This window comes from Frankia sp. CgKIO3 (assembly GCF_977946435.1).
On the sequence record NZ_CDWTMO010000046.1, the window covers coordinates 1 to 19,873 of the forward strand.

15 protein-coding genes are annotated in these 19,873 nt (G+C 69.8%); 6 read left to right on the plus strand and 9 right to left on the minus strand.

What is annotated here, in order from left to right; genetic code table 11:
• From AC08OJ_RS07690 to AC08OJ_RS07705, 4 genes are all read right to left on the minus strand, one after another.
• On the minus strand, positions 1-1,327 hold a 1,327-nt coding region (locus AC08OJ_RS07690; RefSeq protein WP_476595378.1), incomplete at its 3' end, for a serine/threonine-protein kinase.
• Entirely contained in the window at positions 1,321-2,283 is a 963-nt protein-coding gene (locus AC08OJ_RS07695) for a TAXI family TRAP transporter solute-binding subunit (protein ID WP_476595379.1), read from the minus strand. The genes AC08OJ_RS07690 and AC08OJ_RS07695, both read right to left, overlap by 7 nt.
• A gap of 484 nt (positions 2,284-2,767) precedes the next feature.
• Positions 2,768-4,495, minus strand: coding sequence for a hypothetical protein (locus AC08OJ_RS07700; protein WP_476595380.1), 1,728 nt, complete (start codon positions 4,493-4,495; stop codon positions 2,768-2,770).
• Between the two features lie 470 nt (positions 4,496-4,965).
• Complete coding sequence (locus AC08OJ_RS07705) at positions 4,966-5,466, minus strand: hypothetical protein (protein ID WP_462188875.1); 501 nt, start codon at positions 5,464-5,466, stop codon at positions 4,966-4,968.
• A gap of 354 nt (positions 5,467-5,820) precedes the next feature.
• Here AC08OJ_RS07705 and AC08OJ_RS07710 point away from each other — a divergent pair, with 354 nt between their 5' ends.
• The 3 genes from AC08OJ_RS07710 to AC08OJ_RS07720 are packed head-to-tail and all read left to right on the plus strand — an operon-like array spanning position 5,821 to position 7,182.
• Positions 5,821-6,564: a thioesterase domain-containing protein gene (locus tag AC08OJ_RS07710; protein ID WP_476595381.1), complete on the plus strand. Its 744-nt coding sequence runs from the start codon at positions 5,821-5,823 to the stop codon at positions 6,562-6,564.
• Positions 6,561-6,896: a hypothetical protein gene (locus AC08OJ_RS07715; RefSeq protein WP_476595382.1), complete on the plus strand. Its 336-nt coding sequence runs from the start codon at positions 6,561-6,563 to the stop codon at positions 6,894-6,896. Before AC08OJ_RS07710 ends, AC08OJ_RS07715 begins: the two co-directional genes overlap by 4 nt.
• A gap of 22 nt (positions 6,897-6,918) precedes the next feature.
• Positions 6,919-7,182 carry a hypothetical protein gene (locus AC08OJ_RS07720; protein ID WP_476591871.1) on the plus strand — a complete coding sequence of 88 codons (264 nt, stop codon included), beginning with the start codon at positions 6,919-6,921 and terminating at the stop codon, positions 7,180-7,182.
• 43 nt (positions 7,183-7,225) lie between these two features.
• Here AC08OJ_RS07720 and AC08OJ_RS07725 read toward each other — a convergent pair whose 3' ends face one another.
• Positions 7,226-7,987: an SDR family NAD(P)-dependent oxidoreductase gene (locus tag AC08OJ_RS07725; protein ID WP_476591870.1), complete on the minus strand. Its 762-nt coding sequence runs from the start codon at positions 7,985-7,987 to the stop codon at positions 7,226-7,228.
• 502 nt (positions 7,988-8,489) lie between these two features.
• Here AC08OJ_RS07725 and AC08OJ_RS07730 point away from each other — a divergent pair.
• Positions 8,490-8,891, plus strand: coding sequence for a hypothetical protein (locus AC08OJ_RS07730; RefSeq protein WP_476595383.1), 402 nt, complete (start codon positions 8,490-8,492; stop codon positions 8,889-8,891).
• Between the two features lie 21 nt (positions 8,892-8,912).
• On the opposite strand, the gene AC08OJ_RS07735 is transcribed toward AC08OJ_RS07730, so the two are convergent.
• The 3 genes from AC08OJ_RS07735 to AC08OJ_RS07745 all read right to left on the minus strand — a co-directional run bounded on the left by AC08OJ_RS07735 (position 8,913) and on the right by AC08OJ_RS07745 (position 14,382).
• Entirely contained in the window at positions 8,913-9,074 is a 162-nt protein-coding gene (locus tag AC08OJ_RS07735; RefSeq protein WP_462188879.1) for an SDR family oxidoreductase, read from the minus strand.
• Positions 9,071-12,940: a diguanylate cyclase domain-containing protein gene (locus AC08OJ_RS07740; protein ID WP_476595384.1), complete on the minus strand. Its 3,870-nt coding sequence runs from the start codon at positions 12,938-12,940 to the stop codon at positions 9,071-9,073. Before AC08OJ_RS07740 ends, AC08OJ_RS07735 begins: the two co-directional genes overlap by 4 nt.
• Before the next feature lie 1,226 nt (positions 12,941-14,166).
• The gene (locus AC08OJ_RS07745) at positions 14,167-14,382 is read right to left on the minus strand and encodes a hypothetical protein (protein ID WP_476595388.1); all 216 of its coding nucleotides are present in this window, start codon (positions 14,380-14,382) and stop codon (positions 14,167-14,169) included.
• Here AC08OJ_RS07745 and AC08OJ_RS07750 point away from each other — a divergent pair.
• Positions 14,306-15,991, plus strand: coding sequence for an acyl-CoA dehydrogenase family protein (locus tag AC08OJ_RS07750; protein ID WP_476595385.1), 1,686 nt, complete (start codon positions 14,306-14,308; stop codon positions 15,989-15,991). The genes AC08OJ_RS07745 and AC08OJ_RS07750 overlap by 77 nt on opposite strands.
• Positions 15,992-17,300: 1,309 nt before the next feature.
• Positions 17,301-18,230: a hypothetical protein gene (locus AC08OJ_RS07755; RefSeq protein ID WP_476595386.1), complete on the plus strand. Its 930-nt coding sequence runs from the start codon at positions 17,301-17,303 to the stop codon at positions 18,228-18,230.
• A gap of 522 nt (positions 18,231-18,752) precedes the next feature.
• Here the strand turns inward: AC08OJ_RS07755 and AC08OJ_RS07760 are convergent.
• Positions 18,753-19,742 (minus strand): hypothetical protein, encoded by a 990-nt coding sequence (locus tag AC08OJ_RS07760; protein WP_476591865.1) that lies wholly within the window; start codon positions 19,740-19,742, stop codon positions 18,753-18,755.
• Positions 19,743-19,873 lie beyond the last annotated feature (131 nt).

Below are 19,873 nucleotides of genomic sequence, written 5' to 3' on the forward strand. Positions count from 1 at the left end.
GCGCCATGGCGCCCGCGAAGGCCGTGGCGACGATCAGGGCGCCGGCAACCGACAGCAGTACCCGATTCGGCTCGTCGACATCCAGGACGCGCGCGAGCAGCAGACCGGCCCCTGACCCGCTCACCGCCGCGGCCACGGTCGTCAGGACGCCGATCCGGCGGTCACTCAGGAAGGTCATTTGTCCGCAGATGAAGCCGATCATCGTGGCGGCCACCGGTCCAACGACGGCATGGCCGGTCCGCTCGGTCCCAGCGGCCCAGACCCCGGCTGCAGCGGCCAGACCGGTCAGGGTGAGCAGCGCGGTCAGGACCGATGACCGTGACGAGGACCGGAAAGGACGTGAAGGACGTGAAGGACGCGCGGGCCCGGCTGGGGGAAATGGCGGCGTCGGGACGGGTGAGGGTTTGGGGGGAGGGGTTGCCGGCGGGCCGGGATTCGGGGTCGGCCGGGTCTGCTCGCGGTTCGGTTCCGCGGCCGTGACCGGGGGGACGCCGTTGCTGGCGTCGGCCGTCTCCCCGGGGGAGAGCCGCTGGGTGAGCAGGCGGACGAGCTCGCCGGCGGAGGGCCGGTGCCCGGGGTTCTTTGTCAGGGCGCGGCGAACGGGACCGAGCAGCCGCTCGGGCACGCCGTCGAGCTCCGGTTCGGTCGAGCTGATGTGCAGTGCCACGATCTCCGGCGCCTCGCCGCGGAAGGGGCGTCGCCCAGTCGCGGCGAAGACCACGCAGCATCCCCAGGCGAAGACGTCCGCGGCCGATCCCGCCTGCTGGCCGTTGATCTGCTCGGGGGCCATCCAGGCCACGGTCCCGACGAGTTCGCCCGCCTGGGTGTCGCCGGTGTAATCGGCCGACCGGGCCACCCCGAAGTCGATGACCTTGGGACTGGCCCAGGACATCACGATGTTCGCCGGTTTGAGGTCGCGATGCACCACGCCGGCGGTGTGGATCGCCTCGAGGGCCGTGGCGAGACCGATCGCGAGCCCATCCAGAGAGCGGCCCGTGAGCGGGCCGCTCTCCTGGACGGCGGCGTGCAGGGTGGGGCCCGCCACGTATTCGGTCGCGAGCCAGGGCTTCGGCCCGTCCACCTCGGCCCTGATCACCCGGGCGACGGTATCGGCCTGCACGTCCCGGGCAGCCGAGACCTCGGAACGGAAGCGGGCACGGAACTCGGGGTCACTGGCATGCACCTCGTGCGGCACCTTTACCGCGACGGGTTGGTCGTCCGGCCCGAATCCCAGGTAAACAACGCCCATGCCGCCGGCGCCGATGCGATTGTGCAGGCGATAGGGCCCTATCACCCGCGGGTCGGTGTCGTTCAGTGGTCTTAGCACGGCTGGTCCTCGAGCGTCCCTGTCCCCGGCAGCACTGTCCCCGGCGGCGCTGCCTTTGGCGGCGCTGTCACGTCGCACCACAGCCCGGTGGGCGTCGGAATCTCTGAACGTAGTATTCCGTGGCGGCCCGATGCAACGGTATATAGCAGAAAAGCGGTCCTTCGTAGACGGACAGCGCGTCCGGGACCGTCCGTCCCCCGGGGTTGTCGCCCCACAGCGCCTCTGCGTAGTCCTGCGGATCCCGGAACAGTTCGGCGGTCGCCCGCCTGACCAGTACCGGATCGGCGTCCGCATGGGCGAGCAGGCCGTTGGGGATTGTGACGGTCCGGACCGGCGGGATCTCCCGGTAGTCGTCGGGCCCGAGGCTTCCGGTGCCGAAGACCGGCCCGGCGAAGAAGTGCCCGCGGGACCGGTAGAACTAGTCCCAGTCGGCGGTGATGCCGTCCTGGTAGCTTGGACAGGTCGAGCAGGCGCAGCCGGGCGCCACCGGCGATGGCGTTCTTGATCTGCCGGGTTCCGGCTCCGCCCGCCCAGACCACCGCGTTCACCTTCCCGGCGGACAGGCGGCGCAGGGCCTCGTCGATGGAGGATTCGTCCAGCTCGCCGCGGCAGTCCTCGGACAGGGCCACCCGCAGGAGCACCTCGCTGATCTGCCGGACCCCCGATCCCGGCCGGCCGGCGGCGATGGGTCGATGGCAGAGATCGGCGAAGCGGGTGATGTCGACGTCATCCGACCTGCTGGTGGGGCCGCGCACGATCACGTGCAGCAGGTCCTGATGGACGGGGCCGAGGGTGCGCAGACCCGCCACCGGGTGGCCACCGCGGTTCGGATCGAACTGGTTGACCCCCTCCGCCGCGTCGACCGTCGTGTTGAGCTGCGCGATCACCAACCCGCAGACGCGGCTGTCGGGTGATTCCAGGTCATAGATGTTCTCCGTGGAACCCGCTGTTTCCACGACGTCCACGTCGAAGTGTTCCGGGGCGGCTTGCAACCGGGTCCGCAGTACCCGGGCAAACTGATTCTAAGGTGACCCGACGTTGCCGGTGAAGATCTGTACCGAAGCACAGGCGGATCGGCCCGCCGGCGGCCAGGCGGCCGCCCTGGAACGATCGGACGTGGCAACGACCGAAGTGACGACGGCGACGGCGAGAACCACACCGATCACCACGGTGAGGCGTTGCCGTCGGGTCAGCCTTTCCGGCCGGGACCCGGCCGGTTGGTCCGTCGACACCGCGCATCCTCCGCTCTGGGATGTGGATCACTGACGACCATGGTCGCGGAATGCGGGAAATCGTAGAGGAATCGGCAGAGCAGGTTCACGGCCGGGGTGCGGTGGTAAAGCGCCCGGCTGCCAGCTTCTCGGAAACTCTTCCGGGGTGCGATTCCCTGCGGGCCTTCGGGCTTGTCCGGTGGACGACACGGGGTCACCGGTGGCGAGGTCAACGTCCGGCTTCCCGGCCTGGGAGCCACAGGTCGACTCCGCCGACGCGGCGGGGAGCCACGCCGACGAGTTCGCGCAGCAGCGTGCGTAGCTCGGCGGTCCGTCGCGCCGGTCCCAGCACGACGGCGTCCGGGGCCAGCCGTTTGTAGGCCGCCCGGAGCCGCGGCGATCCCGACATGGCAGCGGCGGTCGTCGCGCCGTTGTCGATGTCGATGAGGGCGGACGTCAGCGCGTCCGGCGGGCTGTGCAACGCCGCCCGGCCGTCGGGCCCGGGGACGGTGCAGTAGTAGCCGGGGATGACGAACCGGAAGTTCGCCCTGGCTTGCCACAGCATGGCCTCGGCGTTCTGGGGATGGGGAAAGGGGACGACGAGTGCGGTGGCACCCTCCGGAATCAGGGTCACCCCGTCACCAGTGAAGAACGCGGGCGTCGTCATCGACGTGGTGAGCATCGGGGCGGGGACGAGTGCCACCGGGGCAGAGAGTGTCAGCACGCCGGCTCCCACCCGGACGGTCCTGGTCCGGGTGGGAGCGGGGATCCCCCGTCCGGGGTCCAGGTCGGCGGGCGCCGTCCGGTTCGACGGCAGCCGGTCGAGCCCGGTCGCCACCACGATGGCCGCGCACATCATCACGTATAACGCCAGGCGGGAGGGCAACGCGTTCCCGAGCACCGGCACGTGCTGAAGGGGCAGCCACGGGAGGGGAACGCCGGTGTCCCGGCCGTCGACATGCAGGTGACCGCCGAGGGAGAGCACGGCCATGACCACGCCGAGGGGAGCGAACACCCCGACCAGCGGAGGCCGGCGCGCACCACCCGTCGTGACGACGACCATGACGACCACGATGATCAGGACGATCAGTGGAGCGCCCAGATAACCGCTGACCTCGACCGCGTTTCCCGTGAAACCGAGGCTGTGGCGCAGCGCGTCGTCCGGGGCGACGGCCTGCATCGGCGTCGGCGTGACGAAGGTCAGCAGATCCGTCACGGCGATTCCATCGGGTTGGATCGAGCCGTGGATCCGCTGGGCACCCAGGAACTGGGTGCCCAGCGGCCAGGCGAGCGCGGCCGCGGCGACTCCGCCGGCCGTGGCGAGGCCGGTCAGGGCCGGTCGTAGCCGCGATCGGATCCGATCGCGATGATGTACGGCGAGGATCACAAGACCGAACGTGGCTGCCAGCGCGGATGTGGCGAGCAGCTCCTCGCCGATCAGCGCCTGGGCGGTGATCGCCAGACCGAGCAGGACGCCGGTGCGCCGCGGCCCCCGCCCGCGGACCACGAGATCGTCGAGGAGTAGCAGGAGAACCGGCGGGAACGGTGCGAAGGTCAGATGCAGATGACCGTAGGACGCGCCGATCATGTACGGTCCGAAGCCGTACAGCAGGTCGGCCAGCGCCGCCGGTCCCGGGCGTACCCATCGGCGCAGCACCCAGAACAGGGCGAATCCGCTGATCACGGGCGCCAGGGTCAGCAGCACCGTCAGCGTGGTCACGGGGCCGCCCAGCAGCGTGATTGGTGCGGCCAGCGCGCCCAGTAGGAGCACGGGTGTGCTCCACAGGACGTCGGCCCCGTCGGGGACGTTGATGTGGTGCGTCAGGAACGGGTTGAGCCCGTCGGCGAGCGCGTGCGGCGTCCAGCCGAGGAACCAGGCGAACAGCATGGCGTCGTTGCCGCCGTAGGAGACGTTCCCGAGATTCCCCCAGGCGGAGTGGAAGATGCAAACGGCCACCGCTAGGTATCCCACCGCGACCAACAGCGGCGGAGGAACCTGGATCCGCCAGGACCGGATCGCCGGCGCCGGGTGTGCACCGTGGCCGGGGGCATGATCGGTGCCGCGATCGGAGATACCTCCGGCGGTCCCTGCGGTTTCGGATTGCGTCACGACGGCCCCCCTCGTGTGCCCGTCGACCCCGATCCGCCCCCTGCGGACGGGATGTACGGGGCGTTCACGACCATAATCGCCCTGATTGCCTCCATGGCTACATAGCGTGACTATTTGGCGGTGTGGGGTAACGGTCTACCCGCGATACGACACGGGGAGAGATACCCACCGAGGGAGAGTTCCTCGGCCGGGTGCGGAAACCCTCGCCGGTTTCCCGGGCCGGCGGTCGCGGTCGTTCTCGAGGCGGCGGTCGTTCTCGAGGTTCCGGCGGTTCCCGGTGTTCGGCTGTCCGGGCCGTTCTGGTGCGGCGCGCGGTACTACCCGGCTGCCCGGTCCTGGCCGCGGGACGTGGCGCTCGGATCCGCCCATTCCGCCACCAACGCGGCGCAGCTGCGATAGCGCGCGACGGCGTAGTCGTCGGAGACGACGCCGTCGCGGTCAAGCACGGCGACGGGATAGCCACGCTCCGCGCGATAGCCCCGTTCACCGACGATGACCCGCCCCCCGAGCCGGACCACTCCGACGACGTACGGCAGGGAGGTCCAGCGGGGCGGGCGGGCGGCGGCCAGGATGCTCGGGTCCCGCCAGGCGTACAGGCCGCAGGCGCAGTGCTCGTCCGGGACCCGTTCGTGGCCCGCGCCGGGCTCGCCGGGCTCGACGTCCCGGTCCGGCCGGCGGGTGCGCAAGCAATGTGCCTCGGTCATGCCGTCGGCGCGCCAGAGCAGTAGCCCGGGTGGAAACGGCGACCACGGCGTCCAGGCAGGGCGTAGCTGGCCGTGCGCGTCCACCGCCCACTGCCGCCAGCCGAGCAGGCTCACCCGGGAACCGGTTCCAGGTCCGGTTCCGGCGCGGCCGGGACCGGGATGGTCAGCGGCTCGGAGTCGGGAAAGCTGATCGGCTCGTCTTCGACGATCCGTTCCGGTCTGCCCACATCACCCACACGTCTACGGTGAGCGCCCGACGCCGAGCCGTCAATGCCCGACGAGGACGGGTCACCCCATCGGGGAACCGGCCACCCCACCGGGGAGTGGGCCGACCGGCGGGACCAGGCTCACCGCCGTGGGCCTCGATCACGGGTTCCCGCGAACGCCCGGCCGGCGTATCGATGATCTTGACTGGTGGTGTTCAATGTGCTCTTCGCCTAGTCCTGTGGGGTGATGTCGTTGCCGGGCATGTCTGCGGCCGATCCGTATCAGGTGGCCGCGGCCCTGTTGTGGGCCCGCGTGCTCGGCCTCGAGACCGTCGGTCTGCATGACGACTTCACCGCCCTTGGCGGTGATGCGGCGACCGCGCAGGAGCTGGTGGCGACCCTGTGCGACGAGTTCGGGGTCCGGCTGCCGAGCTCCGTGGTCGTCCAGGCGCCGACGCCCGCCGCGTTCGCCGAGGTGTGGGCCGCCCGGCAGAGCGAGTCCGTCGGGCATCCCACCGTGATGCCGCTGACGCCCGGCGGTTCCGGCACCCCGTTGTTCTGCTTCCCGGAGGCCGGTGGGCCGGCGATCGGTCTGCTCCCGTTCGCCCGGTACTTCGCGGGCGAACGGCGGGTCTACGGGATGCAGGCGCACGCCCTGGAACGGCGGGGCATCCCCGACTGGTCGGTGTCGGCCGCCGCCCGGCGGCACGTGGGGGAGATCCGTCTTCTCCAGCCGACGGGTCCCTACCTGCTGGCCGGGCACTCCTTCGGCGGACTGATCGCGTTCGAGGTCGCGCAGGTCCTCCGGAAGGCGGGCCACGAGGTCGGCCTGCTGGCGTTGATCGACACCTACCTGCCGGGTACCTCGCGGCTGACCCGATCCGGGGCGATCGTGCCGACCAGTCAGTTGGAGGGAGCGCATCCGGACTCCCCGGCGCCGCCCGACGCCGGTCGGGGGATCGGCCCACTCGCCGCCGACGACGGGCCTACGCTGACCCCGCGGTGATGGTCGACCGCCTGCGGCAGCTCGTCGAGCTGCCGCTTGCCGGCGTGGTCCGCTTCCGGGGGATGCACCAGTACGACGTCTTCTACAACCAGGGGCGCATCCTGACGATGACCTACCGCCCCCGCACCTACGATGGCCGGACGGCGGTCTGGCTCGCCGACGACCACGACGAGATCGAGGCCTGGCGGGGCGTCCTGACCGGACCCGCCGCGATCCGCCGGATCGGCGGGGACCACCGCGGCGTCCTGCGGGAACCGCTGGTCGCCGGGGTGCTGGCTGAACTGCGCCACGAGCTGGCGACGGTGCCCGGCATCGACGGCCGCCGGGTCTGATCTCCTGGGGGTCGCCGGGTCGATGGCGTTCCGCCGTTCCTGCCCCGTACCCGACGGGCGCCGCGGGGAGGTGTTCGACGAGGCGTTCGCGGCGTTGCGGCGGCGCTATCCGCAGGTCATCCCGGAGCGGCTACTTCCGGCCGGGCGGGACGTGGCGCGCTCGTTGATCGCCGAGTATCTCGCCGCCGGGATGAGCAAGTTCGTCTTTCATCCGGTCACGACGCCCGGCGGATGGCCGGATTTCTTCGACGCCTTCGCCGCCGAAATCATGCCGCTCGAGACCTGATTGGCGGGTGTTTCCGGCGAGCCGGACAATATGGACGGAGGGCTCAGGTGATGGTGAAACCGCCATCAACGGCGAGGGTCTGCCCCGTGACGAAACTGCCGGCGTCGGAGGCCAGGAAGAGAAGCGCCGCAGTCAGTTCCTCCGGTTCACCGATGCGTCCGCGGAGAATCCTCGCCGACTGGGTCTCGAGGTACTCGGGCTGGTACTGGTCGGTCATCTCAGAGCGGAAGAAACCCGGCGCCAGCGCATTCACCCGGATGCCGCGCCGGCCGGTCCATTGCTGGGCCAGATCGCGGGTGAGGCCGACGAGGGCGGCCTTGCTCGCCGTGTAGGCCGCCTGCGGCAGGCCGGCGGTCGTCAGGCCGAGGACGCTGGAGATGTTGACGATGCTGCTGCCGGGTCGCATGACCCGCGCCGCCGCCTGCGCCATCCAATAGCAGCCGCCCAGGTTGACGTCGATGACGGAGCGGAACTGCTGCGGGGTCTCCTTGAGCGCGGGGACGGCGGTGCCGATCCCGGCGTTGTTGACCAGGATGTCGACCCGGCCGAAGGTCTCCATCGCGGCGGCGACGAGGTGTTCGCAGGAGGCGGGGTCGGCGACGTCGGTGGCGACCGGCAGGGCGCGGCGGCCCTCCTTCTCTACGAGCTCGGCGGTGGTGGTGAGCCGGTCGGTCCGGCGGGCGCCCAGGGCCACGTCCGCGCCGGCCTCGGCCAGGCCCCGGGCGAAGTCCACCCCGAGACCGGAGGACGCCCCGGTGACGACGGCGACCCGGCCGTCCACCCGGAACCGGTCCAATATGGACATAGCATGCTCCTTTACGATAAAGAGACGCGCGCCTAATCATGGATCCCATCCCGGGCCGGCAAGTGATCCGGGCTTCCCGCGCCGCTATCCTTGCAGGTCCGGGGCCCAGGTGCCGACAAATCACCTCCCGTACGCGGATGCGTTCGGCGCGCTGTGCATCTGGCGGATGGTCCGTCCCGAGAGCATGTGCGTGCGTCGAATACGGCGAGACCCTTCCCCTTTCCGGTGGGCGCGGTCACAATCGACCGGTACGACCGGGCGGGCGACGACCAACATTGATCCGGCAACATCGGCATTATCCGGCAGCCGGCCATACCAGGCTGCCGACAAACGCGTTCCGGAACATGTGATCTGTGGGTCGAGTGGGTACTGGCGATGTGTCGGTAACTTCGACATCACCGGCTGTGAAGCGCGACAATCCCGCGCACGTCGACAGGGCGACCGAGGGCCTCGGGAGAAAGGAAACGCGGGAGGAAGCGTGGAACGGGCAGAGCGTACCGAAGTGGACTCGCAGGTCCGGATGGAGCGTCATCTCGTCGTCGGTCTTCGTATCGGAGACTTGTCGGATATGGCCGATGTCCTGCTGGCCGCTGACCTTGCCGCGAAGCTCGACGCGTACCTCGTGCTCATCGCGGCCCCGGATCGATGGTCGAGCTGGGCACGGTGGACCGCGGGAATGCACTGCGCGTTTGGCGTGGAGACCGTGATGAACGCTGCCCGCATCGCCGAGGAGGAAGCCCGGGAAGATCTCAACCGGCGTCTCGGAACCCTGCTTGATCTAGTCGGCGTGACCTGGACCATGCGGTGGGCCACCGGCTCCTACCGACGAGCCGTGGCCCGCCACGCCCGACAGCACCCCGAGGCGCTGGTTATTTACCGGCTGGCGGGGGGCGGTGCCCGATAACCGGTGCCCGGTGGCACATGGTCACCGCCCACCGGTCACGTCGAGTATTGCTCCGGTGACGTAGGAAGCCTCGGGTGAGCAGAGCCATCGCACCGCGCCGGCGACCTCCTCAGCATGGATCCGCCCCGCTCTGCCGGCTGACGTCGCCCAGCGTCCCAGGCTGGCGGAGGCTGCGGGGGTCATCGCGCCGCGGGGGAGATGGAACGTCGGGCCCGGGCGCTCGTCTTCGCCTCGTACATGTCCGCATCGGCATGCCGGACCACGCTCTCGGGACTGTGCGAGCCGGCGCCCTCGACGGCCTGCGAGGACGCCAGGCCGATCGTCGCTCTGACCACAAGGGTGTTGCCGGCCACGGTGAGGGGCGCCTCGATGAACTCGCGCACCCGCTGCTCGGTCTGACGCATCGTCAGGGAGTCGGCCCCGGGCAGCACAATGACGAACTCGTCACCGCCGAGTCGGAACGCCTGCCCGGCACGTGCTTCCGGCCAGATCGTCTCGGGGCCGATCAGCGCGGGACCGATCGTCTCGACCGGTCCCGCGCTGGCCGCCGACGGGCCCGGGGCGAGGACGTCGGCCAACCGAGTGGCGACCGTGCACAGCACATCGTCGCCCACCTGGTGACCGAACGTGTCGTTGATCGGTTTGAAGTCATCCAGATCGATGAGCAGAACCGCGAACGGAGTCTGCTCCCGAGCCAGTTGATCGAGGAATTCGGTAAGCGCCGCCCTGTTCGGCAGGCCGGTCAACGGGTCGTGGGTGGCACGTTTCCGTAGCTGCTCCTGCAACTGACGACGTTCGCTGATCTCGTGGCAGGTAAGCAGGACACCACCGTCGAAGCGGCCCGGCCCGGACGCGGGCCGCCAGGCGCCGGCCTCGATGTCGAACCAGCGATGGCCGCCGTTGACCGTCCGCATGCGGACGTCCAGAAGGGACCCCGGTCCACCACACTGCCGGTCCGCGAGGAAGGCCCGCGTCGCCGCCTGGTCCTCGGGATGGACCAGGTCGATGAGCGGCAGCCCGATCATGGCCTCGACCGGGTAGCCGAGCAGGCTCTCGACCGCCGAGCTGATGAAGGTCGGCCGGCCCGCACGGTCCAGGTTGACGATGATGTCGTGCGACTCGTGCACCAGGGTCTGCAGCCGCGCCCGGTCGCGCCGGATCGCCTGCTCTCCCCGGAAGATCATTTTTGTCAGGCCTGAGAACGTGACGGCCACGATGCCGAGCAGCAGCAGATCGCCGACGGCATGGTTGTCTCGCGGGTCGTGCGGCAGTGGGCCGTCCTGTTGCAGGATGAGGTACCCCCATGTGGGATGGCCGGGGATCGCGGCGGCAACGGCGATGTGACCGCCGCCGTTGCGTACCGTCACCCGCCGGCTCTGGCCTGGCCTGATTGACCGCAGCTCCGTGCCGTCAGTCATGGCGATCCCGACCGCGGACGGATCGTCGGACAGGGCGATGCGCCCGGTCTCGTCGACGATGACGATCCGGGTGCCCTCTCCGGTGCCGCTCGTCCCGGTGCCCCCGCCGCCAAAGATGCGGACCATCTCGGCTCCCGGCATCCCGGCTCCCGGCCTACCCATGACCAGGAACGCGGCGCTGCGTCCGCCCCGCACGATCGGCACGATGCTGTACGCCCGAACCCGATCGCCCAGGTGGAAAACAGGGATGTTGATTCCGCTGGTGCGGGCGAGAGCCCAGATCTGGTCCCGCAGGGGGAACGGGATCGTTGCGCCGGCGGGTTGGACCGCCGTCGGCCTGCCGTCGAGATCGACCAGTGCCAGAACGGTGTCGGGGCCCGCGAACGCCGACCGGGAGACCGAGGCCAGCACCCGCTGGTCGACGGCGGGTTCGGTCAGCGACCAGGGAAGCCTGGAGATCGGGTCGATCAGGCCCACGGGTTGGCCCAGGTCCGCGACATACTCGGCCAGACGGAGGACGAGGGAGTGAGCCTCGGCGATGTGCTGGGCCTCGTCTCGCCGCCGGTTGGCATCTTCGATCTCCAGAGTGACCGCCGTGGCGGCCAGGATGACGGTCCCCAGCACGAGCAGTGGGATGGCTCGCCCCAGCTGCTCGCGCACGGTTGTCCGCCAGCGTCGAGGAAACAGCAGATGCCCGGTCCGGCCCGCGGGTGACGATCCGGATGCGCCTGGGGATCTGGACGGGCCTGGGGATCTGGGTAAGGCTGGGAAGGACATCGAGCGCGGTCGGATGACCGGGGATCGCGGCGTGATCTCGTCAGTGGCGAGGAGCACGGGCGCGGACGGTGCGGGCGCTTCGAGCGTGGCGGTCTCGGCCGGCGTGCACTGGACGGCGGTGGGCCTGGTTACCGCGGGCTCCACCGTGGTGGTCTCGGCCGCCAGGGGGTCCGCCATGGCATATCGTCCCGGACCAGCCTGCTTGGCCTTATACATGGCCTCGTCGGCGGCGCGCAGCAGCCGCCCGGAATGGCTGGGCCGGCTGACGGCCAGCGCTACTCCGATGCTTGCGGCGACGCAGACTTCGTAGCCGTCGACGAGAATCGGTTCCCGTACCGCGTGGATGACCCGACCGGCCATGGTGCGAGCGGCGATTTCGTTCGCGCGCCGCAGCAGGATCCCGAACTCGTCGCCGCCGAACCTCCCGGCGACATCGTCGGGGCCCAGCACTGTTCGGATCCGTCCACCGATGACCTGCAGCACCCGGTCGCCGGCCGCGTGGCCGAAGGTGTCGTTGACCGGCTTGAAGCTGTCGAGGTCGATGAACAGGACCGCGACGCCCGCAGCCGCGGCGAGGGCATCCTCGAGCTGCTCCTCGAAGGCGGTCCGGTTACACAGCCCGGTGAGTACGTCATGGCGCGCCTGATAGCCGAGCTGGTCCAACAGCTGCTTCCGTTTACCGACCGCATGGCAGGTGATCAGCACCTCGCCGGATCCGTCCCGGGTGGACAGGCGGCGGGTCGCGACGTCGAACCACCGGGGTGTGCCGTTCGCCGCCGTCATCCGAATGTTGAGCAGGGACCCGGCAGCGGGGTTTTCGATCAATCGTACGAGCCGGTGCGCGTCGTCCGGGTGCACCAGATCCGCGACCCTGCGCCCGAGCCAGGCCTCCCGGGAATGGCCGAGTAACGGGACGATCGCGGGGCTGATGAACGTGAGCCGTCCGGTGAGGTCGGTTGTCAGCACGATGTCATGGGCCGCCGCGAACAACGCGCACAGCCCGGCCCGGGAACGCCGAGCCGCCGCCTCCCGCAGCAGGCCGACGAAGATGATGCTTAGGACCGACGTCAGCGTGAAGGCCAGCAACGTCAGATTCCGTTGGTTCCGTCGGGCCCGGAGGTCGGCGTTCAGCGAGTCCGTGGCCTGCCGGAAGTAGGTCAGGTACCCCGTCGTCGGCTGCACCGCCGTGATGTTTGTGATCCTCTTGCCGTTCTCGGTTGTCTCCCAGATCCGCGCACCGCCACGCTGGGCTTGGGAGCGGGAGAGATCGGCGGTCGAGAGGACCTGCCGACCCAGCATGCCCGGCTCGGTGGAGGCGATTGGTACCCCGTCCGGGCCGACCGTCGACATGCTGCCCCGGCCGACCCCGAGCAGGGCCGCGATCCCGTTGGTGAACTGGAGGTTGGACTCCTCGGTGGACACGGAGACCAGGACGGCCCAGGACCGCGGACGGCCGACGGGAACCACCGTTGCTCTGACGCGGCCATCGTGGAGGGCGAAGACGGGGGACACGGCGGGAACCCCGGACCAGGCAGCGGACCAGGCCTGCCCCAGGTTGGTGGGGACTATGGAGTTCCCCCGTGGATAGGAGGCCGTGGTATGGCCCGCGGTGTCGAGTAGCGCAACCACCCGGATGACATCGCCGGAGTGGGCGATCTGGAGCTGCGGGAGCAGGGCTTCGTTCCCCAGGGGGTCACCGGGCTGGAAGGGCGTCCGATCGGTCGCGGACTGCATAGCCGCCGGGTTGTTGACGATCGCCGCCCACTGCGCGAGCCGCTCGACCAGCTGGGAACGTTCGTTGAGGCGGTCTATCTTCTCCCGGCTCAGCAGATCGGAGCCCGTCCAGATTGCCATGGTACCGAGGACCGCAACCGTGAGTAGTCCGACGATCAGTGGGTGGATGAATCGCCGCCGGAGTCGCGATCCGGCCCGGGCCGCTGAGGTTCTGATTGCGGCCGTGACTCGTCCGGGCGCTTGCCGCCCACCGATTCGGCCACCTCTGATCATCTATATGCCCCGTCCGACAACCGTGCCCGGACTCGACGGATCTTACCGTGAGTGAAGACTTTCTGTTTTCCGTGCCGTCGAATCATCCCGGTAGTGGGTGAGCATACGAGTATCTGTGCCACGAGTTTCACCGGCCGCTGCCCGTGACAGAACTCCACCGCTTGCGCCGACACGGACCGGCGTATTGGGCTGGGTGACCCGGCGCGTCCGTGGGATGGAGGAGATTGCCGAACGAAGATGATTCGACTACTAGAAGTGTCGTTCCGAATACTTTAAGGCTTGGATGGTCAGTCGGCAGGCGACATCAACTCGACTATGGGTTACTATATATAACGCTAGGTGCCGTCGGTCGGGGTTGGGGAGCTGTGATGTTGGTACCTTCCGCGACCGGTCCCCGCATGCTTCTCGTTCCCTTCGGCATTATTCAATACTCTCCGTAACACCTGGCCGGTCTAGCCCGATCGAGTATCGCGGAAGATGATCATCTGGTCACCGCGTGCGTTGCTCGAGCCGGCGGAGCTTCGCGGCGGCGGGACCGCCGGGTGAATTAGGAGCGCGTGACCGCCCCTGCCCGCCTCGCCGGCTCCTCGTCGAGGCGTCGGACAGGGCGCGGGGCGGCTTGGTCGAGCGGTGCGTCGGCTGCTTCCGATCCGCTCCGCCGGTGCCTGGCTTAACGGGAAACGGCATTCTCGCCCGGACGGCGGCCCGGAGATTCACCGCGCCTCTGGTGGGCCGGAGCATGCGGATTTCTTCGCCTGGGCGTGGCTACCGGTCGATTACCCGGTTCTCGATCCGGCCCGGTGCCCGGACATCAGGGCGCGACGACATCGTCCCGGCGTTGGATACCGAATGTGTAAACACCTTTGGGCGCAATAGCCGGACGCCGGCTGGGAACAGCCCACCTGTTCAGGGCACCCGGCATGGATCGTTTCTGGTCCGCCGTGGGATTTCGTCGCGGGAGCGGATCTTCTTCGGTACAGCCGTGATCCGCACGGCCCCACCGAGCACACGGCCCGTGGATCCGGCGAGAGCGCGCGATGCGACTGGTCCGACGCGGCCAGGAGTGGCACGCTTCACACCAGTGCCGACGGGTCCCGCTCGAACGCGGCCCGCTCGAACGCGGCCCGCTCGAACGCGGCCCGCTCGATGTGCGGCACTGTCGATGTGCGGCACTGTCGAGGCCGATGTGCGGCCCGGCCGAGAGGAGGGCCGGTGATCTCGCCGACCACCGTCAACCGGACAACGGCGGTTCCCGGGACGTGTTCGTCCCGGACCCATGAGGTGACCAACCAGCCTCCGCCCCTCGTGGGGCACGATGCGGCGGCCGATCCGGCGCTACTGGCGGCCCTCGCGCGGGAGGGGGCCGGCTGGCATGCGGACGATCTGCATCGACTCGGTCGGTTGGCCGGCACCGAGGAGGCCGCCCGCCAGGCCGACGAGGCGAACAGGTTCCCGCCGCAACTGCGTACTCATGATCGTTATGGGTTTCGCGTCGACGAGGTGGACTTCCATCCCTCCTGGCACGCCCTGATGGAGGTCGCGGTACGGGAGGGCCTGGCCGGGGCGCCGTGGGCCGACCCGCGTCCCGGCTCCCATGTCGCCCGCGCCGCGGACATCCTGGTCTGGGGCACCGTCGAGCAGGGCCATCTGTGCCCGGTGTCGATGACCTACGCCGTGGTGCCGGCGCTGCGCGCCGCCCCGGAGCTCGCCGCCCGCTACGAACCGTTGCTGACCAGCCGCGTCTACGATCCGGGTTTGCGCCCACCCGAGGGCAAGGCCGGCCTGCTGGCGGGCATGGGCATGACGGAGAAGCAGGGTGGCTCGGACGTCCGTGCTAACACGACGACGGCGACGCCGGCGGGCGACGGGACCTATCGGCTGCGGGGGCACAAGTGGTTCACCAGCGCCCCGATGAACGACGTCTTCCTGGTCCTGGCCCAGGCCCCCGGTGGCCTGTCCTGCTTCTGGGTGCCACGGGTGCTTCCGGACGGCGCCCGCAACACCTTTCGCATCGCGCGGCTGAAGGACAAGCTCGGTAACCGTAGTAACGCCAGCGGCGAGCCGGAGTTCGACGACACGGTCGGTTGGCTGGTCGGCGAGGAGGGTGCAGGGGTCCGGGCCATCATCGAGATGGTGGCGATGACCCGGCTCGACGCCAGCCTCGGCTCGGCGGCGGGGATGCGTGCGGCCGTCATGGCGGCCGCCCACCACGTACGTCACCGACGCGCGTTCGGGAGACTACTCATCGATGCTCCGCTGATGCGCAATGTGCTCGCCGATCTCGCCCTGGAGTCCGAGGCCGCGACGACCCTGGTGCTTCGGGTGGCGGGCGCGGTTGACCGGGCGGCCCGTGGCGATCGTCAGGAACGAGCGTTCAGACGGTTGGCGATCGCCGTCGCGAAGTACTGGGTGTGCAAGCGTTCCCCGGCACTGGCCGCCGAGGCGCTCGAATGCCTGGGAGGTAACGGCTACGTGGAGGAGTCCGGGATGCCGAGGCTCTACCGCGAGGCGCCACTGAACGGTATCTGGGAGGGCTCGGGCAACGTCAACGCGCTCGACGTGCTGCGCGCGGTCACCCGGGAACCGGCCAGCCTCGCCGCCTTCGCCATGGAGATCGACGCGGCACGTGGCACGGACCGCAGGCTGGACGCGGCCTGGGCCCGGTTGCGCGGTGTCCTCGACCGGTCCGAGGACGCGGAGTTCGCCGCCCGGCGCATCGTTGAGCGACTTGCCGTCGTCCTGCAGGGCTCCTTGCTGGTGCGCTACGCCCCGGGCGCCGTGGCCGACGCGTTCTGCGCCACGAGAGTCGCCGGTGAGGGGGGACTGGCCTTCGGCACCCTGCCTGATGCCGCTGATGTGCCAAACATTCTCGGCAGAATTCCACCGATGGGCGCCTGAGATGATTCGCTCGGTGTTTCCTGACCTTGGCGGATAGGTACTAGAAACTCTCCGTAATCAACGCTGCGCCATCAGGTGGGGGATGTGCCCCTAGGGTGGAGGCTGACTGCGCCCTGGAGGGTTCCATGGTGTTCTTCTGCTTGGCTGTTGCCGGGCTGATATTGATCGCGGGCGTGCTCGGCCTGGTGCGGGGACGCGCGGAATGGGCGTGGATCCCCAACCGCCGTACGGCAGGCGCGGTTGCCGGCGCGGGATCCGCGGCGCTCGTCGCTTTCGGGCTGCTCGCCTCCCGAGGAGTCGGGGTCGGCGACGGCAACGATCTGGACCTGCCCGCGAGTCAGGCTGTCCTGCCCGCACCGACTCTCCCATCACCGTCCACGCCAGCATCACCACTTTCAGTGCGATCCGCGACGTCTGCCGAGCCCGGGTCCACGTTGCCCGCGGACACCGACGCGGATCGGGACCCGGAGGCGGACAGGGCCGCACATCGTCCGGCGCCGTCCGATGACCGCGGCGGACCCCGGCAGTCGCGTCCTCCCGCCTGGGACACCTGGCCGCCGTGGGCGTCGCCCGCGGGCGGCCGGTCGTCGGGGACGTTGCAGGTAGGGACGTTGCAGGTAGGGACGTTGCCGCCGACGCCGCCGACGCCGTCTGGGACGCCCTCGCCGCCGACGCCGTCTGGGACGTCACCGCCGAGAACCCGGCCGACGGGAACCCCGCCGCCGGCGCATGGTCGGCCCGACACCCGCCCAGACGACCGGGAAACCGGCGGGGACGACCGGGAAACCGTCGGCGGTCGCGGAACCGCCGGTCAGAAGCCTGACGGGCGCGACCATGCCGGGTCCGACCGAGGAGCCAGCACGGCCCCGACACCACGCGACGGCGGTCGCCCCTCACCCGGATCATCTGGATCGAGTGGTGCGGGCCGCGGCGCGGGGGCGTCGCGGCAACCGAGGGAACCGGGGGATCGGTCCGTCTCCAGGCCGGCGGCCGGACCGTCGGCGGCCGGGACGGGGTCGCCGTCCGCTCCGCCGCGCACGAACGAGGGCTCGCCTAGGGCGACCGGACAGCTGGCCGGCACGGCGGCCGGTTCATTGGGCCCGTCGTAGCAGAGCAGTCCCTCGATGCGGAGCAGCCTGTCACCTCGGGCGGCTGATCGTTCTCGCTCGAGGCCGTCGGTTGCCGCACTTTTCCGGGTACGCGGAGGGCGACACGACGTTCTGGTATTCGTCTCGTTACTTTCGGCGAGTTACGGTTCGGGTTCTCGTGCTGATGCTGCGACCTGGGGGCCCCGATGTCGGCGGTTGCGATGATCATCGCTTTGCTTGCGGTGATGGTGATGCTGACTGGTGTCGCAGGCATCCTGCGTGGGCGGGTCGGCTGGGCCGGAATTCTGGACCGGCGGCGAAGCGGCGCGGTCGCGGCGGCTGGATTCACGGTCGCGGTCATCGCCTTCGGGCTCGCCGCGCCCGGCGGGCCCACCCCGGGCGACGTGCTGATCCAGGCCGATCGACCGTCGTCCGATCGGCTCGTCCGGGCCAGGGCTGATGACGATCGGGACGACGACCGGTGGGCGGGCCGCCGCGAGCAGAGCCGATCGTCCTTCCCGGCCCGGTCTACCTACCCCGACCCCGTCCACCCCGTTCCCGGAATCCCGGAAACGGACGGAGCACGGACGTTGCCACGCCTTGTCGCCCCTTCGAGCGATCCAGATTCCGCCGGGGGTCCGCCCTCCTCCGCCAGGCTCGGCCATCCCGCCAGGCCGGCCGGAGCCGCTGATCCGGCCCACCCGGCCTATCCCGACTATCCCGACTATCCCGGGGATCCGACCGCACCTTTCGTCGAATCATGGCCCCGGTCTTCGCCCGCGCACCCGCCGTCGGCCGACGGCGGGTGGCGGGTGTCATCGGTTCCACCCACCGCATCGGATCGGACGGATGCCTTCGGACCCGATCCGGAGGACAGGAGACTGCACCCTTCGGTGCCCGGCCGTCGGACCGCGCCGCGTCCGTCGTCGAACCCGTCGGAAGCGCGGCCGGCCGGCGGACTGCTCCCCGCGCCCGTGAGCTGGTCGACTGATCCCGGACCACCCGCGCAGGCCGGTCCGACCGGGGGCGGCAGGGCGGACGGCCGGGGCGACGACTGCGGCCCGGCGGCAGGTCCCGAACCGATTGTGGTGATTCCCGACCTGTTCGGCTCCAAGCAACAGGCTGACGCCGCGATGTGCGCGGATCCCTGAGCGGGCCCAGCGTTTCAGCCCGTCGGCGTGGACCCGGCGCGGCTGGCCGCGACCAAGGCGATGACCGTGGGGGCGAGCCGAAGCACTTTCGTCTCCACCGGCCCGGTTCTCATTGTCGCCCACCCGATAATGTACCGCCGTGCCTATTTCTTATCCCGTTCTCGCTCAGGCGACACCGCCGCCGCTGCCGATCGCCTCGAACACTGCCCTACAGAAATCCGTAAACCTCAACCCGTCGAATGAACTGCATTATTCCAACATCTTGTCGCCGTTGGTCGTTCTGATTATGGTTGTTGCTGGCCTGCTGCTGCATGGACTCCGCGCCGGTGTGCGTCCCTGGGCTCGACGCCGCGCCCTCACGGCCGGCGCCCTCACGGCCGGCGCCCTCACGGTCGGCGGTATTGTGGCCAGGGCTGGCATGGCTGATCGGGCGCCGTGCGCCGGTGTCCCGGTGGAAGGCTCCGGCGCAGGGGGCGCGCCGGCGGATGACGTCGTGACCGCCCCCGGACGTCAACGACGCGATCAGAGTGGGGACCATTCCTGGGCCTGGATGACGAGTCCGGACCAGTCCGCGCCCTGGCTGCGGGCGCGTTCGGCGAGAAAGAGGATTCCGTTCGACAGCCAACTGCTCGGCCGCACGGCGGATGCGGCGAGCGCTCTGGTCGCGAGGATCTCGGCCTTGTCCAGCTCGCGTGCGTGCATCGCCGCGGATGCCTGGTAAAGGCAGACGGCGGCGAGAGCACCGGACGCCCGGGAACGGTTGAATAGTTCGGCTGCCTCGCTCAGCCGCTCATTTCCCTCGTCCAATGCGCCGGCGACGACGAGTGCCGCACCGCCGAATGTCGGCAGATACCCAGGATGGATACCGTCCAGGCTGTAGCCCACCGCACCTGCCGGGAGCTTTGCCGCGACCGATCCCGCTGAGCGCAGCACGGCAACGATATCGTCGGTAGGCAGGTGGCATGCGGCCATGATGTGCGCCTCGGTGGTCATCGCCAGGATCGCGGTGTGCGCGTGTGGTGCCGTGGCCTGGGCCGCCCGCGCCAGTGCCAACCCGTCGCGGGTGCTCTGGAAGGAATAAGCGGCGAGTTCAGCCAACACGACTCCGGCGTGGGCGGCAGTCGTCGCGTCTCTTACATGTTTCGCGAGGACGAGCGCCGCCCGCGCCGAGACTGTGGCCGGCCTGGCCATGCCGTTGTCACCCTGCGCCACGGAGGTCATGAGAAGAATCCGGCCATGCGCTCGTATCCAGTCCCGGCGCAGGGCTGGGCCCAACCGCCATCGGCCGATCGTCTGCGCATGGTGCTCCAGCGTCGCGAGGCGCTCGACCAGGTCGGCCGGTGCGGTGGTCTCCCAGCGGCGGGCGAGGGTCTCCAGACCGGTCTCGACCTGGTGTAGCGCCGCGCGGCTGTCCACCGCCGTGGATGTCATGCCGACCGCCTCGGCGGGCCCGAGGACGCCGAGTAGCGCGCTCGTGGTAATGATCGTTCGGCGGTCCGTCGAGGCGTCCATATGGTACTCCTGACGATCGCGACCTGGCGGACCGGGCACATGTCCGGCGTATGCGCACGCGCAACCATTGCTGTTCTCCGCCCGAGGGTCTCGACACAGTAAGGTCACGATAACCGGGTACGGGGTGCTAT